Annotated in this window: 19 protein-coding genes and 1 tRNA gene; 14 read left to right on the top strand and 6 right to left on the bottom strand. The window is 66.2% G+C overall.

The annotated features are described in order from the left end of the window. The first annotated feature begins 1 nt into the window (after position 1). From LRX77_RS09120 to LRX77_RS09110, 3 genes are all read left to right on the top strand, one after another. Complete coding sequence (locus tag LRX77_RS09120) at positions 2 to 1,009, top strand: type 1 glutamine amidotransferase (protein WP_231832591.1); 1,008 nt, start codon at positions 2 to 4, stop codon at positions 1,007 to 1,009. Positions 1,010 to 1,164: 155 nt separating this feature from the next. After that, positions 1,165 to 1,545, top strand: a complete 381-nt coding sequence (locus LRX77_RS09115) for a DUF485 domain-containing protein (protein ID WP_231832590.1) — start codon at positions 1,165 to 1,167, stop codon at positions 1,543 to 1,545. A 3-nt stretch (positions 1,546 to 1,548) separates the two neighbouring features. Further along, positions 1,549 to 3,165: a solute symporter family protein gene (locus LRX77_RS09110; RefSeq protein WP_231832589.1), complete on the top strand. Its 1,617-nt coding sequence runs from the start codon at positions 1,549 to 1,551 to the stop codon at positions 3,163 to 3,165. A 180-nt stretch (positions 3,166 to 3,345) separates the two neighbouring features. On the opposite strand, the gene pnuC is transcribed toward LRX77_RS09110, so the two are convergent. Beyond that, positions 3,346 to 4,122: a nicotinamide riboside transporter PnuC gene (gene pnuC, locus LRX77_RS09105; protein WP_231832670.1), complete on the bottom strand. Its 777-nt coding sequence runs from the start codon at positions 4,120 to 4,122 to the stop codon at positions 3,346 to 3,348. A gap of 88 nt (positions 4,123 to 4,210) precedes the next feature. Between pnuC and gluQRS the strand changes: the two genes are divergently transcribed. From gluQRS to LRX77_RS09090, 3 genes are all read left to right on the top strand, one after another. Then, on the top strand, positions 4,211 to 5,164 hold the full coding sequence (gene gluQRS, locus LRX77_RS09100) for a tRNA glutamyl-Q(34) synthetase GluQRS (RefSeq protein ID WP_231832588.1): 954 nt from the start codon (positions 4,211 to 4,213) through the stop codon (positions 5,162 to 5,164). Positions 5,165 to 5,219: 55 nt separating this feature from the next. Beyond that, positions 5,220 to 6,650, top strand: a complete 1,431-nt coding sequence (locus LRX77_RS09095) for a M20/M25/M40 family metallo-hydrolase (RefSeq protein ID WP_231832587.1) — start codon at positions 5,220 to 5,222, stop codon at positions 6,648 to 6,650. Between the two features lie 116 nt (positions 6,651 to 6,766). Next, on the top strand, positions 6,767 to 7,630 hold the full coding sequence (locus tag LRX77_RS09090; RefSeq protein ID WP_231832586.1) for a carbon-nitrogen hydrolase family protein: 864 nt from the start codon (positions 6,767 to 6,769) through the stop codon (positions 7,628 to 7,630). Here LRX77_RS09090 and LRX77_RS09085 read toward each other — a convergent pair. Further along, positions 7,610 to 8,839 carry an aminotransferase class I/II-fold pyridoxal phosphate-dependent enzyme gene (locus LRX77_RS09085; protein ID WP_231832585.1) on the bottom strand — a complete coding sequence of 410 codons (1,230 nt, stop codon included), beginning with the start codon at positions 8,837 to 8,839 and terminating at the stop codon, positions 7,610 to 7,612. The genes LRX77_RS09090 and LRX77_RS09085 overlap by 21 nt on opposite strands. Positions 8,840 to 8,944: 105 nt before the next feature. Here LRX77_RS09085 and LRX77_RS09080 point away from each other — a divergent pair, with 105 nt between their 5' ends. Together LRX77_RS09080 and LRX77_RS09075 are read left to right on the top strand one after the other, a co-directional pair. Beyond that, positions 8,945 to 10,648 (top strand): S1C family serine protease, encoded by a 1,704-nt coding sequence (locus LRX77_RS09080; RefSeq protein WP_231832584.1) that lies wholly within the window; start codon positions 8,945 to 8,947, stop codon positions 10,646 to 10,648. A gap of 46 nt (positions 10,649 to 10,694) precedes the next feature. Further along, positions 10,695 to 10,988, top strand: a complete 294-nt coding sequence (locus LRX77_RS09075) for a DUF3039 domain-containing protein (RefSeq protein ID WP_158037296.1) — start codon at positions 10,695 to 10,697, stop codon at positions 10,986 to 10,988. A gap of 26 nt (positions 10,989 to 11,014) precedes the next feature. On the opposite strand, the gene LRX77_RS09070 is transcribed toward LRX77_RS09075, so the two are convergent. Then, positions 11,015 to 12,346, bottom strand: coding sequence for a nicotinate phosphoribosyltransferase (locus LRX77_RS09070; protein ID WP_231832583.1), 1,332 nt, complete (start codon positions 12,344 to 12,346; stop codon positions 11,015 to 11,017). 166 nt (positions 12,347 to 12,512) lie between these two features. On the opposite strand from LRX77_RS09070, the gene rdgB reads away from it, so the two are divergent. Further along, positions 12,513 to 13,124, top strand: coding sequence for an RdgB/HAM1 family non-canonical purine NTP pyrophosphatase (rdgB, locus tag LRX77_RS09065; protein ID WP_231832582.1), 612 nt, complete (start codon positions 12,513 to 12,515; stop codon positions 13,122 to 13,124). A 9-nt stretch (positions 13,125 to 13,133) separates the two neighbouring features. On the opposite strand, the gene LRX77_RS09060 is transcribed toward rdgB, so the two are convergent. The 3 genes from LRX77_RS09060 to LRX77_RS09050 all read right to left on the bottom strand — a co-directional run bounded on the left by LRX77_RS09060 (position 13,134) and on the right by LRX77_RS09050 (position 16,127). Next, entirely contained in the window at positions 13,134 to 14,834 is a 1,701-nt protein-coding gene (locus tag LRX77_RS09060; RefSeq protein ID WP_231832669.1) for a long-chain-fatty-acid--CoA ligase, read from the bottom strand. A gap of 179 nt (positions 14,835 to 15,013) precedes the next feature. Continuing rightward, positions 15,014 to 15,697: a YdcF family protein gene (locus LRX77_RS09055; protein ID WP_231832581.1), complete on the bottom strand. Its 684-nt coding sequence runs from the start codon at positions 15,695 to 15,697 to the stop codon at positions 15,014 to 15,016. Positions 15,698 to 16,042: 345 nt separating this feature from the next. Beyond that, positions 16,043 to 16,127, bottom strand: a tRNA-Leu gene (locus LRX77_RS09050). 256 nt (positions 16,128 to 16,383) lie between these two features. On the opposite strand from LRX77_RS09050, the gene LRX77_RS09045 reads away from it, so the two are divergent. The 5 genes from LRX77_RS09045 to smpB all read left to right on the top strand — a co-directional run bounded on the left by LRX77_RS09045 (position 16,384) and on the right by smpB (position 21,634). After that, on the top strand, positions 16,384 to 17,739 hold the full coding sequence (locus LRX77_RS09045) for a DUF2252 domain-containing protein (RefSeq protein WP_231832580.1): 1,356 nt from the start codon (positions 16,384 to 16,386) through the stop codon (positions 17,737 to 17,739). A gap of 77 nt (positions 17,740 to 17,816) precedes the next feature. Then, positions 17,817 to 18,932, top strand: coding sequence for a peptide chain release factor 2 (gene prfB, locus LRX77_RS09040; RefSeq protein ID WP_231832579.1), 1,116 nt, complete (start codon positions 17,817 to 17,819; stop codon positions 18,930 to 18,932). Then, positions 18,929 to 20,236, top strand: coding sequence for a cell division ATP-binding protein FtsE (gene ftsE / locus LRX77_RS09035; protein ID WP_442961628.1), 1,308 nt, complete (start codon positions 18,929 to 18,931; stop codon positions 20,234 to 20,236). Before prfB ends, ftsE begins: the two co-directional genes overlap by 4 nt. After that, a complete protein-coding gene (ftsX, locus tag LRX77_RS09030) occupies positions 20,233 to 21,147 on the top strand; it encodes a permease-like cell division protein FtsX (RefSeq protein WP_331716154.1) in 915 nt (304 codons plus the stop codon). The genes ftsE and ftsX overlap by 4 nt, the downstream gene beginning before the upstream one ends. A gap of 4 nt (positions 21,148 to 21,151) precedes the next feature. After that, a complete protein-coding gene (smpB, locus tag LRX77_RS09025) occupies positions 21,152 to 21,634 on the top strand; it encodes an SsrA-binding protein SmpB (protein ID WP_231832578.1) in 483 nt (160 codons plus the stop codon). The last annotated feature ends 521 nt before the right edge of the window (positions 21,635 to 22,155 follow it).

Raw genomic sequence — 22,155 nt, 5'->3', positions numbered from 1 at the left:
CATGGCAGAGCCGACCAAGACCCAGACGTCGAAGACCACCGAGGCTGCGGGTGCGACCTGCACGACCGAGCTGCTGCTCTATCGCGAAGAGATCGCGCTGCTGTGGTCGCCGAGAACGGCGGCTCCGTCAGAGTCAGACGCCCCGGATTCCGCCTCGTCGACTTCCGGCGCCGCGACCGCTGACGTCCCGACGTCGGGGCCGGCCGCCGCAACGCTCGTGCACCGCCCCTTCCGCGCCTCGTTCATGGACGAGCCGGTGACCTCCGTGACTCCGGGCTCAGACATCGGGCGTCCGGTCGACATCCTGCAGCTCTACCCAGACGAGATGAACATCTACGGAGACTGGGGCAACACGCTGACGCTGGTGCGGCGGCTGGAATGGATGGGATTCGTGCCGCGAGTGCACGACCTGCATGTCGGCGGCCCGCTGCCGCGTCGCGCCGACATCGTGGTCGGCGGCGGCGGGCAGGACTCCGGCCAGGCCAAGGTCTACCGAGACCTGCTCGAGCGCCAGCAGTGGGTGCAGACGATGGTCGAGATCGGCACGCCCATGCTGCTGGTCTGCGGCATGTATCAGCTCTTCGGGCGCAGCTTCGACACCATCGGCGGCCAGCAGCTCCAAGGCATCGGCGTGCTCGACGTGCACACGAAGGGCGAGAGCGAGCGGCTGGTCGGCAACGTCGTGGTCGAGAGCGAGCAGTTCGGCACCATCATCGGCTTCGAGAACCACAGCGGGCAGACCTTCCTCGGCGACGGCGTGCAGCCGCTCGGCACTGTGCGCAGCGGCCACGGCGCCGGCAACAACGGCAGAGACGGCACCGAGGGGGCTCGCGTCGCCAACGTGGTCGGCACCTACCTGCACGGTTCTGTGCTGCCGAAGAACCCCCGTCTGGCCGACTACCTGATCGGTGCTGCGCTCGCCAACCGCTATGGGATGATGCGGGTGCCCGAAGTCGACGACCCCTTCGTCGACCAGGCTCGCGCGGTCGCGCTGACGCGTCCTCGCTGACACCGCGAGGCTCCTTCGAGGGTGCCCGAACCCCGGTGTGATACGGCGTGTCGTGTCGCACGGAACTACGTGTATACGATGCCCGTATACGATTCGCCACCCCTGTTCGCTCTCGGTACATTGAGGGAAAATGACCGCCGAGGCAAGGAGGCCCCGTGGCGAACAAGGAGTTTGTCGACACACGACGAGGTGAGATCGACTACATCGCAGTTCAGGCGTCGTCTGAGTTTACCCATCTGAAGAAGAAGCACCGCCGCTTCGTCCTTCCGGTGCTGCTGGTGGCGCTGATCTGGTACTTCGGATTCGTGATCGTTGCGATCACACAGCCCAAGCTGATGGCTACGCCGGTGTTCGGGCACGTGAACCTGGGCATCGTTCTGGGGCTGGCACAGTTCGTGACCACGTTCGCGATCACCATGTGGTACGTCTCATTCGCCAACCGCAGGCTCGACCCAGACTCGGAGCATCTGCGCGCCGAGCTCACTGAGGCCGAGCAGCAGGCCAAGCAGACCGCCGCAGCGGGCAAGGGGGAGTAGAACATGACCGACGTGCTGATTCAGAGCAATGCGGTGACCGAGAACAACCCGGTTCTCAACATCATCATCTTCCTGCTGTTCGTGGGCGTCACGATGTTCATCGTGATCCGGGTGAGTCGCAGGGGCAACAAGTCTGCAGACGACTTCTACGCCGGAGGGCGCGGCTTCAGCGGCACCCAGAACGGCACGGCCATCGCCGGCGACTATCTGTCTGCGGCGTCGTTCCTGGGCATCACCGGAGCCATCGCCGTCAGCGGCTATGACGGGTTTCTCTATTCGATCGGATTCTTGGTGGCCTGGCTGGTCGCGCTGCTGCTCGTCGCCGAGCTGATGCGCAACACCGGCAAGTTCACCATGGCTGACGTGCTGTCGTTCCGTCTGAAGCAGCGTCCCGTGCGCATGGCGGCGGCGATCAGCACGCTGGCGGTGACCTTCTTCTATCTGCTGGCGCAGATGGCCGGTGCCGGTGGTCTCGTGTCGCTGCTGCTCGGCATCAGCGACAAGCTCGGTCAGTCGATCGTGATCACCATCGTCGGCGTGCTGATGATCGTCTACGTGCTGATCGGCGGCATGAAGGGAACCACCTGGGTGCAGATCATCAAGGCGATCCTGCTGATCGCGGGTGCCGGTGCGATGACCATCTGGGTGCTGGCGCTCAACGGCTTCAGCCTCGACCTGCTGCTGAGCCGAGCGGTTGACGCGGCGAACGGCAACGAGGCCATTCTCGCACCGGGGCTGAAGTACAAGAACCCGGCCGACTTCATCTCGCTGGGCGCCGCTCTGGTGCTCGGCACCGCGGGCCTGCCTCACGTGCTGATGCGCTTCTACACGGTTCCCACCGCGAAAGAGGCCCGCAAATCTGTGGTCTGGGCGATCTGGCTGATCGGTCTGTTCTACGTCTTCACCCTGGTGCTCGGCTACGGTGCCGGCTATCTGATCGGCCCCGACACCATCAAGGCCGCTCCGGGCGGCGTGAACTCCGCAGCTCCGCTGCTCGCCATGCAGCTCGGCGGGCCCCTGCTGATGGGCTTCATCTCGGCGGTCGCGTTCGCGACGATCCTGGCGGTGGTCGCCGGCCTGGCCATCACCGCGGCAGCCTCGTTCGCTCACGACATCTACTCCAACGTGATCAAGAAGGGGCAGCACGTCTCGCCCGAGGCCGAGGTCAAGATCGGTCGCAACACCGTCGTGGTGATCGGCGTACTGGCCATCGTGGGCGGCATCGGCGCGCAAGGGCAGAACGTGGCGTTCCTCGTGGCACTCGCCTTCGCAGTCGCAGCCAGCGCCAACCTGCCGACGATCGTGTTCTCGCTCTTCTGGAAGGGCTTCACCACCCGCGGTGCGGTCTGGAGCATGTACGGCGGTCTGATCATCACGCTGCTGCTGATCATCTTCTCTCCGGTGATGAGCGGAACGGCGACGTCGATGCTGGGCGACGGTGTCAACTTCGCCTGGTTCCCCCTCGAGAACCCGGGCATCATCTCGATTCCCGCAGGCTTCTTCCTCGGCTGGCTCGGCTCGGTGATCCCGGCCAAAGAGAAAGAAGACCCGAAGCTCGAGGCCGAGATGGACGTCCGATCCCTCACCGGCTTCGGTGCCGAGGGTGCGGTCGACCACTGATCGCATTCGAGTGATCGCCTGAAGCAGAAGGGTGCGGAGCCAGACCGTCCAGACGGAGGCTCCGCACCCTTCTGCGTGCTGTGCGAACTTCAGATGAGCGCAGGCGGCGAAGCCTCAGCGAGCCCACGACTGTGCTCACCGGCCCGGGTCGTCAGGTCAACGCCGGGCCGCAAGGGGCGGTCAGCCGACCATGCGGTGGCGTCGATCGACTCGACGCCACACGAAGAAGCCCGTCAGCGTGAACACACCATAGAAGATGTACATCACGGCGGTCGCATAGTAGCCGGCGCTCAGCAGCAGCGGCACGCCCACGACGTCGACCGCCACCCAGATCAGCCAGAACTCGACCCAGCGACGTGCCATCCCGTAGGTCGCCAGCAGCGAGCCGACGAACGTCCAGGCATCGGCCCACACCGGCTCATACGACCCGAGCAGTCGAAACAGCGGTGTCAGCGCAATCGTGCCCAACACCATCACGCCCGCCAAGACGGCGCGTTGACGGCCTGTCGCCCAGACCGGAGAGACCCCGGACTCGCGGTCGACTGCGGTGCGGTGCCCAGGCTCGGCATCAGCCGCGGCGCGGACGCCCAGCTGAGCAGCCGGCACCGCCTGCCCGACCAGACTGGCCGCCTCGGCGGCACTGGTGCCCTGTCTGCGCTGGCGAGAGCTCTGGCGCCACTGCCGCCAGCCCCAGACTGAGACGGCGATGAACATGATCTGGCGGCCGGCCTGCCCCAGCAGAGTCGCCGCCTCGCCATGCGACAGGATCGCGCCCAGAAACACCGAGAACAGCAGGGCGTTGCCGATGATGCCCACCGGCCACGCCCACACCTTGCGACGCATGCCGCCGAGGGCGCTGGCCAGTCCGAACACGTTGCCGACGACCTCGCGGAGCACCAGGGGCTTGAGGTCGCCCAGGGGAATCGTCGCGTTGTAGAGCCACGAGATGCTGTCGATGAGAGACATTGTCGCCTTTCCGAGCCGAATGCCGAGCGCCATGCTACACCGGGTCGCGCGCCGGTGACCGACTGTTACCGTGGGTTCCATGTTCGCTCACTCCGCTGGCTGCGGCCGCTATGCGCCCAGCCCCAGTGGCGATCTGCACATCGGCAACCTGCGCACCGCCGTGCTCGCCTGGCTCTTCGCCCGCTCGACCGCTCGCCGCTTCGTGCTGCGGGTCGAAGACCTCGACCGTCAGCGCGCGCGTGATCCTCAGTCGCAGATCGACGACCTCCGCAGTCTCGGTCTCGACTGGGACGGGCCGATCTCGGTGCAGTCCGAGCACCTCGACCGGTTCGACGACGCGCTCGCCGACCTGCAGCGGCGCGGCCTGGTCTACGAATGCTTCTGCACCCGCCGTGAGATCGCCGAAGCGGTGCGGGCACCGCATGGCATCCCCGGGCAGTATCCGGGAACCTGCCGCCATCTCAGCGACGCAGAACGCGCGCGTCGCCGCCGAGAACGGCCGCCGGCACTGCGACTGCGCACCGGCACAGCCGCCGAGACCGTGCACGATCTGCTGCATGGCCACTTCACCGGCGCGGTCGACGATCTCGTCCTGCGCCGAGCCGATGGCGCCTATGCCTACAACTTCGCTGTGGTCGTCGACGATGCCTGGTCTGGTGTCGACCAAGTGGTGCGTGGCGACGACCTGTTGGCGTCTGCCCCGAGGCAGGCGGTGCTCGCGAGGATGCTGGGGTGGAGGCCGCCCGAATACGCGCATGTGCCGCTGGTGGTTGGTGCAGCCGGACACCGACTGGCCAAGCGTGACGGAGCCGTCACTCTTCGCCAGCTGGAGGCCGCCGGTCACCCGACGACCGCGGTGCTCGGCTGGATCGCACGCTCGCTCGGGTCGGCCGTCGATGTCGACGACGCCGCAGACAGCCCTGAGCATGCGCCCGAGCCTCCTGTGGGCCTGCTGCGACGCATGCTCGAGACCTTCGACCCGACGGCACTGCCGCTGGAGCCCTGGACGTTCGCCACCCTCGCCGCGCAGTGACCGCGTGGCAAGATGGAGGCGCGACCACCGCATCCGTCGGCGAACAGGAGAGCACGTGTCAGAGCAGAATCATGAGCCCATCGACTTGGAGGCAGCCCTCGGCCTGCCGCGGACGACGATCGACGCGCTGATCGGTGCCGTTCGAGCCCAGCAGCCCAGGGCTCTCAGCGAGCTCGCCGAGCTGGTGGCCTTTCCCTCGGTCGCCGACCCCGCGCAGTTCGACTGGCAGCACTCGCGCGACGCGGCGCAGTGGCTGCTCGCTCACCTGCACGCGGCGGGCATCGACGACGCGCACACAGTCGACACCGTCGACGGCAGCCAGACCATCGTCGGGCATGCTGCCGCTCCTGCCGGTGCGCCGACCGTGCTGCTCTACGGGCACTACGACGTGCAGCCGCCGCTGGACGAAGCGCTCTGGCACACCCCGCCGTTCGTGCTCACCGAACGCGACGACGGCCGCCTCTACGGTCGTGGCGCGGCCGACTGCAAAGGCAACCTGGTCGCTCACCTGGCCGTGTTGCGTGCGCTGCGCGACCAATTCGACGGGCTGCCGATCGGCGTGCGAGTGATCTTCGAAGGGTCTGAGGAACAGGGCGGCGGCGGGTTGGCCGCCTATCTGCGCGAGCACCCCGAAGACTTCGCCGCCGACGTGATGATCATCCTCGATTCGGGCAACGCAGCCACCGGCGAACCGACGCTGACGGTGTCGCTGCGCGGAGTCGCCGACCTGACGCTGACCGTCGACACGTTCCCGGTCGCGCTGCACTCCGGTCAGTTCGGCGGCGCCGCGCCGGATGCACTGCAGGCGCTGATCCACATGCTCGACTCGCTGCGCGACGAGCGCGGCGACCTCACCGTCGAGGGCATCGATGCGACGCAGCACTGGAACGGCGTCGAGTATCCCGAATCGCAGTTTCGCGCCGATGCCGGGCTCGATCCTGACGTCCAGGTGATCGGCTCTGGCAGCGTCGCCGACCAGCTGTGGGCCCGCCCGACGGTGACGGTGCTCGGCATCGACGCGCCCTCGGTCGTCGGCTCCACAGCTGCAGTGCAGGGGCATGCGGCTGCCCGTCTGAATCTGCGGGTGCCGGCGGGCATGTCCGCCTCGGCGGCGCAGGATGCCCTGGTCGCGCACCTCTGCAAGGTCGCGCCGTGGGGTGCGCAGGTGAACGTGACTTCGGGCGGTACCGGTGAGGGCTTCGCCGCCGACACGACGACGCCCGCCTACGGCATGCTCGGGGCCGCCCTGAGCCGAGCCTTCGGCCGAGCGGTGGTCTTCGCGGGCAGCGGCGGTGCGATCCCCCTGACGAATGAGCTCAGCGAACGTTTTCCGGATGCCGAGATCGCGCTCTTCGGCGTCGAAGACCCGGCCGCCGCGATTCACGCGCCGAACGAGAGCGTCGCCCCCAGCGAGATCGAAGGCGTCTCGATCGCCGAGGCGCTCTTCCTCGCCGGTCTCGCCTCGCGGCCTGTCGCCGCCGGATGAACAGACGCTGCAATCTGCGAAGGTCTCATACCTGGTCATCGGTCTGCGCGCACTCGTCGAGCCGACCGATAGACTGACCCAGTGCGCGCCTGCAGCAGGCGTGGGGAAGGACCGCTGTGCCAACTCCGGAGGAATCGCTCTGGCTGAACAACACCGTCACCGTCGCCGCCGGGCAGTTCGGGCCCACGGCCGACAAGCAGGAGAACCTGCGGCAGATCACGATGTACGTGCAGGAAGCCGCCGATCGTGACGCCTCGCTCATCGTCTTTCCCGAGTATTCGTCATACTTCAACGGGCGTCTGGGCGCAGACTACGTCGCGAATGCAGAGCCGTTGGGCGGCCCATTCGTCACTGCGCTGGGCCGTCTCGCGCACGAGCACCAGATGCACATCGTGGCGGGGCTCGTCGCCGAGAGCGAGATCGACGACAAGTTCTCGAACACCGTCGTAGCGGTCGGGCCCGACGGAGAGATCGAGTGCACGTACAGCAAAGTGCATCTCTTCGACGCCTTCGGGCACCGAGAGTCGGACTGGGTCGTGCGCGGCTCACTCGAGGGTCCGGCTCCGGCGTTCGAAGTCGACGGCGTCTCGGTGGGGCTGCAGACCTGTTACGACCTGCGGTTTCCAGAACTCACCCGTCGTATCGTGGATGCGGGGGTCGAACTCGTGGCGATTCCCTCCCAGTGGGTGGGCGGTCCGCTGAAAGAGCACCACTGGAACACGCTGGTGCAGGCCCGCGCCATCGAGAACACCGTCTATGTGCTGGCCGCAGGTCAGTCGATTCCACATGGCATCGGCCGATCTCTGATCGTCGACCCCATGGGGGTCGTGCTCTCGGCCACCGGCGCAGAGAGCGCGTTCCTCAGCACTGAGATCAGCTTGGAGCGCATCGCACAGGTGCGGGCGAACAACCCCGCGCTGCAGATGCGCCGCCTCGACGTCATCGTTCCCGACGAGGGATCAGCCACGCAGTCGCTGTAGCCGCTCAGCGGCATCCTGCAGCACGGCATCCTGCTTGCTGAACGCGAACCGCAGATACGGGCGGTACAGCTCGGCGTGCTCGGGTGCGGCGAAGGCGGTGAGCGGAATCGCGACGACTCCGCAGCGCTCGGGCAGCAGGCGAGCCAGCTCTGTCGCATCTTCGAATCCCAGCGGGCGCCCGTCGGCGACGCAGAAGTACGAGGCGGCGGCGGGACTGCTCTCGAACCCGGCCGTGACGAGCCCGTCATGCAGGATGTCTCTGCCGTGCTGCAGCCCAAGCCGTATCTGCTCGTAGTCGCCGGTCGGCAGTCGCAGACCGGCCGCGACGGCCGGCTGGAACGGCGCGCCGGTGGTGAACGTCAGAAACTGCTTCACCGCCTGCACCGCTTGGCGCAGATGCGCAGGTGCGGTCAGCCAGCCGATCTTCCACCCGGTCACCGAGAACGTCTTTCCTGCGGAGGAGATCGTGATCGAACGCTCGGCGGCACCTGGCACCTGCCCGATGCTGGTGTGCTCGGCGTCGTCGAAGACGAGGTGCTCGTAGACCTCGTCGGTCACGATCAGGGCGTCGAAGCGCTTGGCCAGCTCGACGATGCGGGTCAGCCCCGCGCGGCCGATCACGGTGCCGGTCGGGTTGTGCGGGTTGTTCAGCAGCACGATGCGTGTGCGATCCGAGAAGGCCTGCTCGAGCCGGTCGAGGTCGAGGTCGAAGGTCGGCGGGGTCAGCGGCACGCGCACCTGGCGTGCACCGGACAAGGCGATGAGGGCGGTATACGCGTCGTAGCAGGGGTCGAGGGTGATGACCTCGTCACCCGGCCCGGTCAGCGCGAGCAGGGTCGCCGCGAGCGCCTCGGTGGCACCAGTGGTGATCAGCACCTCGCTGTCTGGGTCGATGTCAAGACCGTAGAAGCGTCGCTGGTGCTCGGCGACGGCGAGGCGAAGTTCGGCGAGGCCTTGGCCCGGCGGGTACTGGTTGACGCCGTCGGCGATCGCCTGCCGAGCCACGTCGAGCACGATCTGCGGCCCGGAGGCGTCGGGGAACCCCTGGCCGAGGTTGACGGAGCCGGTCTCTACCGCCAGGTTGGTCATCTCTGCGAAGATTGTGGGGGTGGGCTGGCCAGAGGCGTTCAGCAGACCGACTGCGGCCGCAACGTGTCGCCATGGCTGTGAACGCTCATCGTGCGGGGCGAGATCCTCATGTGAAGTCATGGCCATAACTCTAGACTCGGTCGGAATGAGATTCTGCTCAGCTTTGCCACAGGTGCTTCATAACATGCAGGTGCACGGTGGATACGTACGAGAGGAACGATTCTTATGACTCCGGAAGAGCAGGACGGCCAGCGCGAGGCCGCCGAGCAGACGTCGCCGAGCATTCGGCCGCAGCAGGCCGAGCCAGCGCACCACGACACCGCGGCGGCACAGCCGGTTCCCCCTCGCCAGCCGTTCTCCGAGCAGCCGACCACGCCGCTGCCCCCGGTCTACGCTGCGCCGCCGGCCTCGGCACCCGTCTTCGGGGCGCGCGCAGACTCCCATGACGCGCAGATGCAGCCGGGCTCAGAGGCCTCTCGCGTCGCCCCGCAGCAGACGCAGCAGGTTCCGACCGAGGCATATGCGACTCCACCCCTTGGCGATCTGGGCGCGTCGGCGGGCGTTCCGGGAACGCCTGGCGTCGGATTCGACGGCGCGGACGGCTCGGGGCCCGCCGGCTACGCGGCATTCGGAGATGCCGGATTCGGCGGCGGCTCTGCCGACGGCACCGGTGATCGATCCGGATCGGCCAAGCGTGGCGGCGGGTCGATCGCGAAAGTGGTCGGCATCGCGGCGCTCGTCTCAGCGCTGGTCGGCGGCGGAGCCGGCGCCGCCATCGGCTGGCAGGTCTCGGGGCACGGCGTCTCCTCCGTCAGCACCAGCTCGGGCAGCTCGAATGTCACGATCAACAATCCGCAGAGCGTGACGCAGATCACTGCAGCCGCCGCGAAGGCGAGCCCCTCGGTGGTCACGATCTCGGCGACCAGCGGCAGCGAGTCTGGCACCGGCTCGGGTGTCGTGCTCGACGACGCGGGCCACATCGTGACGAACACTCACGTGGTCACCCTCGACGGTGCGACGTCGAAGGCTCAGCTCAGCGTCACCCTGAGCGACGGCAGCATCTACGAGGCGTCGGTGGTCGGGCTCGACCCGACCACCGACCTCGCCGTGATCCAGATCAAGAACCCGCCGGCGCTCACCCCGATCACCATCGCCGACTCGGCCAAGCTCAACGTCGGCGACACGGCGGTGGCCATCGGTGCGCCCCAGGGCCTGCAGAACACCGTCACCAGCGGCATCGTCTCGGCCCTGAACCGAGCAATCTCGCTCAGCTCGTCGGCCGCGCAGGACGGAAACGACAGCGAGGACGGCAGCACTGATCAGGGCAATGGCTTCGACTTCTGGAACAACTTCGGCTCGGGCGGCGGCAGCAGCCAGCAACAGCCGCGCTCCCAAAGCGGCAGCTCGTCGACTGCGGACAACTCCATCTACCTGTCTGTGATTCAGACGGACGCTGCGATCAACCCCGGAAACTCGGGCGGCCCGCTGGTGAACGACGCCGGCGAGCTGATCGGGCTCAACGTCGCCATCGCCACCGCGACGAGTTCGTCCGGTCAATCGAGTTCATCGGGCAGCATCGGACTGGGATTCGCCATTCCGGCCAACGTCGTCAAACGTGTGACCAGTGAACTCATGTCGACCGGCAAGGCCGAGCACGGTCAGCTGGGGGCCACGGTCAGCAGCGCCACGGCCCAAGACGGTGCGACGGGTGCATTGGTCAAAGACGTCACCAGCGGTGGCCCAGCCGATCAGGCGGGCCTGCGCGCTGGCGACATCATCACCAAGGTCGACGACGTGCGCATCACCAGCTCGTCGCACCTGATCGGCACTGTGCGTCAGAACGGTCCCGGCACTAAGATCACGGTTGAGTACGTGCGCAGCGGCCAGACGCAGAGCACCGAGATCACGCTTGAGACCTCGGCTCAATGACGGAGTCGGGCCGAGACGAGCCCGGCTCAGACGGAAGGGACCGATCATGACGTCGATCACGGATCACTCTGGAGACGACGATCCGCTGCGTGAACTCGAGCGGGAGTTCGACTCAGGCAGCGTCGCCGTGCTCGAGCGCGAGATGCAGGAGCTCGAAGAAGACGGCGACCATGATCGCTTCGCGCACTACGTGCAGAAAGAGAAGATCATGGAGTCCGCCGTCAACGGCACTCCGGTGCGCGCGCTGTGCGGCAAGATCTGGACGCCTGGGCGAGACCCGAGCAAGTTCCCGGTCTGCCCGGAGTGCAAAGAGATCTACGAGCGCATGCGCGACGAGTGACCGTCTGACGTGTGCTGCGTCAGCGGTCACTCGAAGAGACTGGGGATGGCCGGGTCGCCCTTCGAGAGACGACGGCCGTTGGCCGGCAGCTCCTGCAGCACCTCTTGGTGGTGTTCGCGTGCGGCGCGCGTGCCGTTCACCCCGAGGTACGACGGATTGGCCTCGCCCTTGGTGATCAGGGGCACCAGCAGCGAGCGGTCGTTCGCGTCTCGGGCGGCCGTCTTCTCGACCGCGATGATCTCGGCCGTGGCACGTCCCTGAGCGTTCAGCCGACGCGCGGCATCCTTGCGCCCGCCTTGGTGCGCCTTGCCCGCGCTGGTCTTCTGCACCGGAGTCCAGGAGCCGTCGGCGTTCTGTCGGCTGGTCAGCTTGTAGACCATGCCCGCCGTCGGGTGCCCGGAGCCGGTGAGCACCGACGTGCCCACGCCATAGCTGTCGACCGGGCACGACTGCAGTGCGGCCAGCGCGTATTCGTCCAGATCGTTGGTGACCGTGATCTTCGTCTCAGTGGCGCCGAGGTCGTCGAGCTGCTTGCGAACGGCGGCCACGGTGCTGGCGAGGTCGCCGGAGTCGATGCGCACGCCGCCGAGCTTCGGCCCGGCGACTCGCACGGCGGCTTCGACCCCCCGCGTGATGTCATAGGTGTCGACGAGCAGAGTGGTGCCGACGCCCATCGCCTCGATCTGCGCACGGAACGCATCCTCTTCACTGTCGTGCAGCAGGGTCCACGCGTGGGCGGCGGTGCCCATCGTGGGGATGCCCCAACGCCGGCCCGCCTCGAGGTTCGAGCTGGCGGCGAAGCCGGCGATGAAGGCGGCTCGCGTGCCGGCGACGGCTGCGACCTCGTTCATGCGCCGCGAACCCATCTCGGCGAGGGGGCGTCCGTGTGCAGCGGTGAACATGCGACTGGCGGCGCCGGCGATGGCGGAGTCGTAGTTGTAGACGCTCAGGGCCAGCGTCTCAAGCACGACGCCGTGGGCGAAGTCGGTCTCGAAGGTCAGCAGGGGAGAGTGGCTGAAATAGAGCTCACCCTCGCGGTAGCCGAAGGCGTTGCCGTCGAAACGGTAGTCGGCCAGCCAGTCGATGGTCTCGGGGCGCACGACCTTGTGGTCGCGCAGAAAGCGCAGCTGCTCGTCGGTGAAGCGGAAGTCGCGCACCGCCTCGAGCAGTCGGCCGGTGCCCGCGACCACGCCGTACCGGCGCCCTGCGGGCAGTCGGCGGGCGAACAGCTCGAAGAGACTGGGGATGTCTGCAGTGCCGTCGTGCAGGGCGGCGTCGAGCATGGTGAGCTCATACCGGTCGGTGAGCAGGGCAGTTGACGTCGCCGTGGTGATCGGCGACACGTTCGCGTTGCGCATGAGCCAACTCTACACTCTGCCATACCTGTCCAGACCGGTTCATCCATGTCGGCCGGGCCTGGCCCGCCAGGGCTCGTCGGATCGTGCTCGGCAGCACTCGTCCAACTGCGCATCCAGGCTGCGGGCACGCACGTGAGGCTCACCTGCGCGTGCCATAATGGCGAGCATGTCGACTTCTCTCATCCTCGCCAGTCACAATGCGCACAAGCTCGATGAGTTCCGGCGAATCGTCTCCCAGGCGCTCCCTGGGGCGATCGTAGAGTCATATGACGGCCCTGAACCGATCGAATCGGGAGTGACGTTCGAAGAGAACGCCCTGATCAAGGCTCGGGCCGCCGCCCGTCACGACGGGCGACCGACTTTCGCCGACGACAGCGGCATCGCCGTCGAGGTGCTGGGCGGCTCTCCGGGCATCTTCTCGGCGCGCTGGGGAGGCGCCCAGGCCGGCGACGCCTTCAACCGTCGACTTCTGCTGCAGCAGATCGCGGACGTGCCAGACGGGCATCGTGCCGCCGAGTTCGTCTGCGCCATCGCTCTGGTGATCCCGCCTGAGGGCGGGCGGCCAGCGCGCGAGCACACCGTGGTCGGCCGGTGGCCGGGCACCGTGCTGCGCGAGGAGCGCGGCGACGGCGGCTTCGGGTACGATCCCATTTTCCTGCCCGTCGGCGAGCGCCGGTCGTCAGCCGAACTCAGCGCCGACGAGAAGGACTCGCTCTCGCATCGCGCCCGTGCCTTTCGGGCTCTGGTGCCGATTCTGTGTGACGAGTTCGCCTCCTGAATCGAGCGCTCAGCCGACCGCAGGGGCGTTGGTCGCGAAGAGCTGCTCGCGCACGGCACGGCGCAGCACTTTGCCGAGCATCGAGGTCGGCAGCGAGTCGACGACGACGAACGCCCGCGGCACCTTGTACCGGGCCAGCGTTCGTCGGCAGTGCTCCGCAAGCGTGTCGCGGTCGAGTGCGGCACCGGCGCGCAGCACCAGTGCCGCAGTCACGCGCTCATTGCCGCTCTCAAGCCGTTCGCCGACGACCGCGGCCGCACGAACATCCCGATGAGCGCACAGCACCGCCTCGACCTCTGACGGCGACACGTTGAAACCGCCGGTCACGATGAGCTCTTTGCTGCGGTCGACGATGCTCAGGTAGCCGTCGTCGGCCTGCACCACGATGTCGCCGGTGCGCAGCCACTCGCCGTCGATCAGCGTCTCGGCCGTGAGTTCGGGGCGCCGCCAATAGCCGGCGAAGACCTGCGGGCCGCGCACCATCAGCTCGCCCTCGCAGCCCGGCGCAGCATCCGCACGCGGGTCGTCAATCGCGGCGATGCGGATGTCGGTGCTCGGAAACGGAACCCCCACGGTGCCCGGGCGGCGGCTCGGACCGATCGGGTTGCCGGCGATGATCGGGGAGGCCTCGGTCATGCCGTAGCCCTCGACGAGCAGTCCGCCGCTGAGACGCTCCCAGCGGTCGACCAGATCAGCGTGCAGCGTCATGGCCCCGCTGATCGAGAATCGCACCGAGTGCAGATCGACGCGACCATCTTCGGCCGCAGAGCAGAGACGGTCGTAGATGGGCGGCACGGCCGGCAGAAAAGTGATGGGGCGTCGGCGCTGAGCGGCGATCAGCAGATCGAGGTCGAACTTGGGCTGCAGCGCGAGCGTCGCGCCCATGGCGATGCCGTAGGCGAGGCAGAGGGTGAGCCCGTAGGCGTGGAAGAACGGCAGCACACAGGCGAAGACCTCTTGACCGCGTCGCAGACCAGGCACCCAGGCTTCGCCCATCAGCTCGTTCGACCGCAGATTGCGGTGGGTGAGCATGGCGGCCTTCGGGGTGCCGGTGGTGCCAGACGTGTACTGCAGCGCGGCGAGATCGCCGAGCGCCGGCATCGGCCAGTCGGCGGCGATCGGCGCGGTGCGTTCAGCCAGGTCGTGAAAGCTCAGCACCGGGGCGTCACCTGGGGAGGAGAGTGCCGCGCGCATCGTGCGGGCCCGGCCGACCGGCAGGCGCAGCGCGAGTCTGGAGCGCAGCGGCAGCGCCTCGATGAGGTTGACGGCGATGAGATGCTCGGGGCGACGGTCGGTCGGGAAGCCTGCGATGAGGTCGGCGACCGAGTCCCACACGATCGCCACGCGGGCGCCGTGGTCGGCGAACTGCGCGCCGAGCTCGGCTGCGGTGTACTGCGGGTTGTGCTCGACCACGACGGCGCCGATGCGCAGCACGGCGTAGAAGGCGACGACATGCTGCGGGCAGTTCGGCATCACGAGGGCCACGCGGTCGCCGCGGCTCACCCCGAGGTCGAGCAGTGCCTGCGCAAGGCCGTGCACCTGGGCGCCGAGGTCGGCGTAGGTGAGCGTGCCGCCGAGAAAGTCGGTGGCGACTCGCTGAGCGTGTGCCGTGACGCTGCGCTCGAAGGCATGGGCGAGCGTGTCGTAGTGCTCGGGAATGTCAGCAGGAACGCCCTCGGCGTAGGAATCAGTCCACGGACGAGATGTCATGGTCACGGCTGCCTCCAGATGTGGGTGTCGAAGAAGCGGGGACGGGGCCGTCACCGCTGACGTCGACTTGCTCTCAGAGTATCGGGGCACAACTTGTGAGACTCCTGTCTTCGCACAGAAATGCCTGTCTGAGTTCGGAGATTACCTCCAAAGTCGTCGTGTGAGGAGCCTTCGGCGAATCAGAGCCGGAAGATCGCAACGACCGCGCCGACGAGCAGTGGCAGCGTGAGCAGCCCAAGCATCGTGACGTTGAGCGCCAGACTGTCGCGCAGCACGGCGATGAACTCACGGATCGTGGTGCTGGGGCGATAGTAGCGAGCCGTGTGGCCGCCGACCGCCTGCCCGGGGATGCCCAGACGGCGCAGCAGCATCGCGGCACGAAACGCATGGTAGTCGCTGGTGGTCGCCACGATGGGGCCGCGTACGCCGCGTGCCTGCAGCAGATGTTGGGAGAACCGCAGGTTCTGCTCTGTGGTGCGGGAACGGTCTTCGATCGCGATCTGATCATCAGGCACGCCGAGCGCCCGCAGCCGCTCAGCCATCGCATCCGCCTCGCTGCGGGGCTCGTCAGGCCCCTGCCCGCCCGACGCCACCATCAGCGGGACCCGCCCATCGTGCTTCAGGCAGCGCTCGCGCACCCGGAGGCCGGCACGAATGCGCTGTTCGATCAGGGGAGTGACCTCGCCGTCGCGCAGACCGGCGCCCAAGACGATCACCGCGGCCGCACGCTCGGAACGATGCCACGCCACGGAGGCGTAGACCAGCGAGTAGAGCAGATACGCGGTGAATGCGAAGGCCACGTAGCCGATCGGCGGCAGCAGCAGAGCCGGACTGTTACGAACTGATAAGAAGCCCTCGCCCATTCGCTCGCGCAGACTCCGATTGATTCTGCCCCACCTCAGAAACCGAGCACATCAGTCATGCACGACGCCTGACTCGCGTCTGAGCAGGAGCAATTGCAATGAGCAGGAGCAAAACTAGGTAGGAGGGACTGCACCGAGCAGGAGCGATAATCCAACAGGAGCAAATGCACCGAGGAGGAGCAGGGGGAGGACAATAACTGCTCCTGCTGGGCACAAATGCTCCTGCACGGTCACAGACTTGACGAAGTCCGACCGTATCGTTCCGGTACGGGGCATCGCGCCGGGCGAGATGACTGCTTGTGAGCTCGCCGGGGCTCTTCGCCGCCGGTGTGAACATCGCTGATCTGGTGCGGAAGGCGGGACTTGAACCCGCACGCTCGAAAGCACAGGAACCTAAATCCTGCGTGTCTGCCAGTTTCACCACTCCCGCGTTGCAGCGGGTGTGGTGAAACAGAGGGGCTGGGCCACCACTCCCGCGTTGCAGCGGGTGTGGTGAAACAGAGGGCTGAGCCACCACTCCCGCGTGACGCAACGGCCTCAGGTCGTTGAGATGAGCCGATTCTAGCAAAGCAACACTGTCGTCCTGCTGCGGCCCGAGTGCTGTCAGACGCGGGTGGTGGCTGGTCAGCGTACTATCGGGGCAGGGCAGCCTGCCCCCTGATGGGCCGACAGAGAAGAGGTCATTGATGGTGTCACGCAGAATCTACGCTGATCGAACCGAACAGTCGTTCGAAAGTGCCGAGGAGCGTCGAGCTCAGGGCAAGGCCTATCGCAACGAGATGCCCATCGAAGAACTCGGTGAGTACGTGCGCAGCGATCGTGACCCCGTCGAGATCTTGGAGCAGCAGGACGAAAACCGACTGCCCGATCTGGTACCGCTGCGACGCGAGCGCATGTCGGCATCCCCGTTCACGTTCTATCGCGGCTCAGCGCGTCTCATGGCCCATGACCTCGCACAGCAGGCGAACACTGGTCGGCAGGTCGTGCTCTGCGGTGACGCGCACATCAGCAACTTCGGCTTCTTCGCGTCGCCTGAGCGTCGCCTCGTGTTCGACCTCAACGATTTTGACGAGGCCGCGCCGGGCCCCTGGGAGTGGGACGTGCGGCGCATGGTCGCGAGCGTGGTGCTGGGTGCGCAGGATGCCGGATACAGCGACGACGACGTGCGTCATCTCGCCCAGCAGGCGGCGCATTCATATCGCATCGCCATTCGCGGCCTGTCTCAGGAGTCGGCGCTGGAACGGTACTACCAGTCGGTCGATGAGCAGATGATCGTCGACCGCTTGGACGCCTCGTCGCTGCCCGCCTTCCAGAAGGTGGCTGCGAAGGCCCGGCGCCGCACCTCGGTGCAGGCGGTCGCGAAGATGACCGAACGCGACGAGCAGGGGCGACTGCAGTTTCGTGAAGAGGCGCCGGTGCTCACCCACCTCATCGATGCGCACGCCCGCGACCTGCGCAAGCTCTACCGCGAGTACCTGGGCTCGGCCTCCCCGGACATCCGCATGCTGCTCGAGAAATACCGCCTGATCGACGGTGCACGGCGCGTGGTCGGCGTCGGCAGCGTCGGCACTCGTTGCTATGTCGCGCTGCTGCTTGACGCCGTCGGCCAGCCGCTCGTGCTGCAGATCAAAGAGGCGGTCACGTCGGTCATCACCGAGTTCAACAAGCCGAACGCGTCGACGCCCGACACCTTGCAGCGCCGGGAGCACAACGGCAAGCGCGTCGTCGATCATCAGCGCATTCTGCAGGCGGTCTCCGACCCGTTCCTCGGCTGGGGATCGGCCAATGGGCATGACTACTACATTCGTCAGTTCCGAGACATGAAGGGGTCGATCGACCTGTCGAAGCTGAACGCACGCAGATTCGAGGAGTACGTCACGGCCTGCGGCCTGCTGCTGGCTCGCGCGCATGCCCAGAGTCCGGCGGTGCACTGGATCGCCGGTTACCTGACCAAGGGCGCGAAGTTCGACCGGGCGATGACTCAGTGGTCAATGGCCTATGCACAGCAGGTGAGCGAGGACTTCGCACGGTTCACCGCCTGAGCATTGGCTGAGCAAGCCGCCTGCAGCGAAGGTCAATCACTGCAGGAGCAAGCCGACCCCGGTAGAGTAGTGGCGATATGGCTGACCTCGAAATCTCTGAACGCATTGATGCTCTCCGTTCCACGTATGGCGACATTCGCCAGGTGGTCGATCCCGAGGCGCTGTCCCAGCGCATCGAGGAACTCAACGAACAAGCCGCTGAGCCCGGCCTCTGGGACGACTCCGAGCGCGCGCAGAAGGTGACGAGCCAGCTGTCGCACGCCAAGTCGCAGCTCAACAAAGTCGAGTCGGTCGGGCAGCGCATCGACGACCTCGAAGTGCTCGTCGAACTCGCGAACGAAGAAGACGACGCCGCATCGAAGCACGAGGCCGAGCACGAGCTCGAACAGCTGCAGAAGGCAGTCGACGACCTTGAGGTTCAGACCCTGCTGAACGGCGAGTACGACGAGCGCGGTGCGGTCGTCACGATTCGTGCCGGTGCCGGCGGCGTGGATGCTGCGGACTTCGCCGAGATGCTGCTGCGGCAGTACACGCGCTGGGCCGATCACCACGGACTCAAGCCCACGATCCTCGATACCTCTTATGCCGAAGAGGCCGGCATCAAGTCGGCCACGTTCGAGATTGACGACCCGTATCTCTTCGGCAAGCTGTCGGTCGAGGCGGGCACGCACCGGCTGGTGCGCATGAGCCCGTTCAACTCGGCGGGCAAACGGCAGACCTCGTTCGCCGCCGTCGAGGTGGTGCCGTTGGTCGCGCCCACTGAGCACATTGACATTCCCGACGCCGAAATCCGTGTCGACGTGTTCCGTTCGTCTGGCCCCGGCGGCCAGTCGGTCAACACGACCGACTCCGCAGTGCGCATCACCCACCTGCCCACAGGCATCGTGGTGAGCTGCCAGAACGAGAAGAGTCAGATTCAGAACCGAGCTGCCGCGCTGCGCGTGCTGCAGTCGCGCCTGCTCGAGATTCGACGGCAGGAAGAAGAGGCCACCAAGAAGGGCCTCGCCGGCGACATCAAGGCCAGCTGGGGCGATCAGATGCGCTCGTACGTGCTGGCTCCGTACCAGATGGTCAAAGACCTGCGAACCGGGTATGAGGTGAACAACCCCGATGACGTCTTCGACGGCGACCTCGACGGGTTCATCTCGGCCGGCATCCGCTGGCGCAAGGGAAGTGCACGGCAAGACTCATGATGATCAGTTTCGAGAACGTTTCCAAGCGGTACAAGAAGGCGGATCGTCCGGCGCTCGAAGACATCACCCTCGACATCGACAAAGGTGACTTCGTCTTCATCGTGGGTGCGAGCGGCTCGGGCAAGTCGACGATGATCCGACTCATTCTGAAAGAAGAGAAAGTCAGCGCCGGTGACATTCATGTGCTCGGCTACGATCTGCGCGCCATCTCGTCGCGACGCATTCCGTTCTACCGCCGCAATCTCGGTGTCGTCTTTCAGGACTTTCGGCTGCTGCCCAGCAAGACGGCCTATGAGAACATCTCGTTCGCACTCGAAGTAACCGGCAAGTCGGCCGGATACATTCAGGAGGCCGTGCCAGATGTGCTGCGCCTAGTCGGGCTCGACGACAAGGGCGACGCCATGCCGCACGAGCTCTCCGGCGGCGAGCAGCAGCGTGTGGCGATCGCTCGCGCCGTGGTGACCAAACCGGCGATTCTGCTCGCCGACGAGCCGACCGGTAACCTCGACCCCGACACCAGCGCGGGAATCATGAGTGTGCTCGAGCGCATCAACGCCGGCGGAACGACCGTGCTGATGGCGACGCATGACACGACGATCGTCAACCGAATGCGCCGTCGCGTCATCCAGCTTGAGAACGGTCACCTCGTGCGCGACGAGCGGGACGCGGGCTACCTCGAAGAGAGCCCGGTCGTGGCCGCAGCGCAGGCTTCTGCCGCAGCCCGGGCCGTGCACCATGAGACACCCGCCCCTGCGCAGCGCCAGCAGCAGGCACCGCCGACGTTCACCGCCGCATCGCTGCAGAGCGAGACGATGTCTGACGCTCGCGGCGTGCAGCCGACGGGCGGGGCCGCGGGTGCATCCGCCGACGCGCAGCAGCCGACGACACCGGCGAGCGGCTCGCGGCCCGCTCAGCCGAGCAACCCGGTCGAAGAGGTTCGTCAGTTCACGAACGAGCGCATCGTCATCGAGACCGAACCGGTGCTCGACGGGTCGGCGCCGCCCCAGCAGGCCGAACACCTGCCACCCCGCGTGCAGATGCCGCGGCAGGGTGCGGCGAACGGCCGGTCAGCGACTTCACAGCCGACTCAGCGGGCCAGCCAGGCACCTGCAGTGCCCCGTGCCGCCGAGCCGACGCAGCCCGAGACCGGGCGCCTCGAGCTCGACGCCGAAGAAGACATTCAGGTGATCGCCTATGAATCTCAGCCGCTGACCGAGCGTCTGGGGCTGGTAGGCGGCAGCCAGCCTGCGCCGGCACCCGCCGAGCGCGGGGCGCAGAGCGATGAGAGCGAGGAGCGTCGGTGAACTTCCGTCGAATTCTGGCTGAGACGCGAACCGGACTCAGCCGCAACATGTCGATGGTCGTGTCGATCATCCTCGTCACCTTCATCTCATTGACCTTCGTCGGTGCGGCCGGGGTGCTGCAGCAGCAGATCAACTCGATGAAGACGTTCTGGTACGACAAGGCCCAGGTGGCGATCTACCTGTGCTCTGACACCTCATCGGTCGATCGCTGCCCGCAGGGGGCCGCGACTGACGACCAGAAGCAGGCCATCGAGCAGAAACTCGACTCGCCGCTGTTCTCGGAGTACGTCGACCGGCACTACTTCGAAGACCAGCATCAGGCCTATGAGAACTTCAAACAGCAGTTCTCAGACAATCAGGCGCTGAGCTTCGTCACCGAAGACCAGCTGTGGAGCACATACTGGGTCAACCTGAAAGACCCGACCCAGTCGCAGGTGATCATCGACGCGTTCACGCAAGATCCAGGCGTCGACCAGGTGCAGGACCAGAAAGCCTATCTCGATCAGATCTTCTCGGTGCTGAACGTCGGATCGCTGACCGCGCTCGTGATCGCCGGTCTGATGCTCGTCGCGGCCATTCTGCTGATCACGACCACGATTCGACTGTCGGCGTTCTCGAGACGACGAGAGCTCGGCATCATGCGTCTGGTGGGCGCCTCGAACTTCTTCATTCAGACGCCGTTCGTGCTCGAAGGGGTGATCTCTGCCCTGATCGGGTCGGTGCTCGCCAGCGGGGCACTGGCGGCGATCGTGAAGTTCTTCGTGCAGGGCTACCTGGCCAACGCGATGCCGTACACCGCGTTCGTGTCGCTGCACACCATCTGGCCGGTGTTCCCGATCGTGATCGGCGTCGGCGTGGTGCTCGCCGCACTGGCTTCGGGCTTCGCGATCAGACGCTACCTGCGAGTGTGACCTGATGCCCAGGGAACAAGGCGAGCAACTCATCGCCAGCAACAAGAAGGCACGGCACGACTACACCATTCTCGACACCTACGAGGCGGGGATGGTACTGACAGGCAGCGAGGTGAAGTCGCTTCGTGAGGGGCGCGCGACCCTCGCCGACGGCTACGCGTACATCGATCGCGGCGAGATGTGGATCGACAACGTGCACATCCCGCAGTACCTGAACGGAACTTGGACGAACCATGCGCCGAAGCGCAAGCGCAAGCTGCTGCTGCATCGTCAGGAGATCATCCGCATCGGGCGCGGCCTCGACTCGGCCGGCACGACGCTGGTGCCGCTGAAGCTCTATTTCAAGGACGGCCGGGTCAAGATCGAGATCGCGCTGGCGAAGGGCAAGCGTGAGTACGACAAGCGTCAGACGCTGCGGGAACGCCAGGATCAGATGGATGCCAAGCGCGCGATGGCACGGATCAACCGCCGGAATGACCCGCGCTGAGCTGCGCATTCAGTGTCTTCTGCGTTGGAAGGCCGCCTTGCTGTTAAGAAAAACCCGCGGGCCACTTGAATGTCTGGTTTAGGTGAGGGTAACCTTATCTGTGGTAGTGGTGAAGTCATTGGCCGGATCGCCTCACACCTTTGATCTGGCGAGTGGCCAAGCTCTCGCGATCGGCACGGTTCTTCAGATGTGCTGTCGATCTCACAATTGAATACTGGACGCACGTGAGGCCCCGTGAGAGCGGGGCCTCGCCAGTTAACGAGGGGGTTGCCGGTAGATCGTTGTCGGCTGTGAGCAGTGGCGTCGCGGGTGGTCTCGTCGCGGGTAGATTCGTGGCTGCCGGGCAAGCTGTCGCCTTCGAGTCGTATCCATCCTTGCCCGGTGTCTTTCTGAATCATCGAACCGTGCCATGCTCGCTCATCGAGTCATGCCAAATGCTCTTCCACTGCATCGAGTCATGCCAAGTTCCATGTCTGGATGGGCTGTGGCGTCATTTCTCATGTCTGGATGCGGGCGGGTCG

Origin of the sequence: Pseudoclavibacter sp. 13-3 (assembly GCF_021168475.1) — a bacterium.
Taxonomy (GTDB): domain Bacteria; phylum Actinomycetota; class Actinomycetes; order Actinomycetales; family Microbacteriaceae; genus Pseudoclavibacter_A.
Note: the sequence above shows the minus strand (reverse complement) of the source record. Positions and strands in the feature narration are given on the sequence as shown.

What these genes read in the sequence shown, in the direction of transcription:
- LRX77_RS09080 (WP_231832584.1), top strand. Translation starts at nt 8,945, where the DNA reads ATGACTCCGGAAGAGCAGGACGGCCAGCGCGAGGCCGCCGAGCAGACG.
- LRX77_RS09045 (WP_231832580.1), top strand. Translation starts at nt 16,384, where the DNA reads ATGGTGTCACGCAGAATCTACGCTGATCGAACCGAACAGTCGTTCGAA.
- gluQRS (WP_231832588.1), top strand. Translation starts at nt 4,211, where the DNA reads ATGTTCGCTCACTCCGCTGGCTGCGGCCGCTATGCGCCCAGCCCCAGT.
- LRX77_RS09070 (WP_231832583.1), bottom strand. Translation starts at nt 12,346, where the DNA reads ATGCGCAACGCGAACGTGTCGCCGATCACCACGGCGACGTCAACTGCC.
- smpB (WP_231832578.1), top strand. Translation starts at nt 21,152, where the DNA reads ATGCCCAGGGAACAAGGCGAGCAACTCATCGCCAGCAACAAGAAGGCA.
- LRX77_RS09110 (WP_231832589.1), top strand. Translation starts at nt 1,549, where the DNA reads ATGACCGACGTGCTGATTCAGAGCAATGCGGTGACCGAGAACAACCCG.
- ftsE (WP_442961628.1), top strand. Translation starts at nt 18,929, where the DNA reads ATGATGATCAGTTTCGAGAACGTTTCCAAGCGGTACAAGAAGGCGGAT.
- LRX77_RS09060 (WP_231832669.1), bottom strand. Translation starts at nt 14,834, where the DNA reads ATGACATCTCGTCCGTGGACTGATTCCTACGCCGAGGGCGTTCCTGCT.
- prfB (WP_231832579.1), top strand. Translation starts at nt 17,817, where the DNA reads ATGGCTGACCTCGAAATCTCTGAACGCATTGATGCTCTCCGTTCCACG.
- rdgB (WP_231832582.1), top strand. Translation starts at nt 12,513, where the DNA reads ATGTCGACTTCTCTCATCCTCGCCAGTCACAATGCGCACAAGCTCGAT.
- LRX77_RS09120 (WP_231832591.1), top strand. Translation starts at nt 2, where the DNA reads ATGGCAGAGCCGACCAAGACCCAGACGTCGAAGACCACCGAGGCTGCG.
- LRX77_RS09075 (WP_158037296.1), top strand. Translation starts at nt 10,695, where the DNA reads ATGACGTCGATCACGGATCACTCTGGAGACGACGATCCGCTGCGTGAA.
- LRX77_RS09055 (WP_231832581.1), bottom strand. Translation starts at nt 15,697, where the DNA reads ATGGGCGAGGGCTTCTTATCAGTTCGTAACAGTCCGGCTCTGCTGCTG.
- LRX77_RS09085 (WP_231832585.1), bottom strand. Translation starts at nt 8,839, where the DNA reads ATGACTTCACATGAGGATCTCGCCCCGCACGATGAGCGTTCACAGCCA.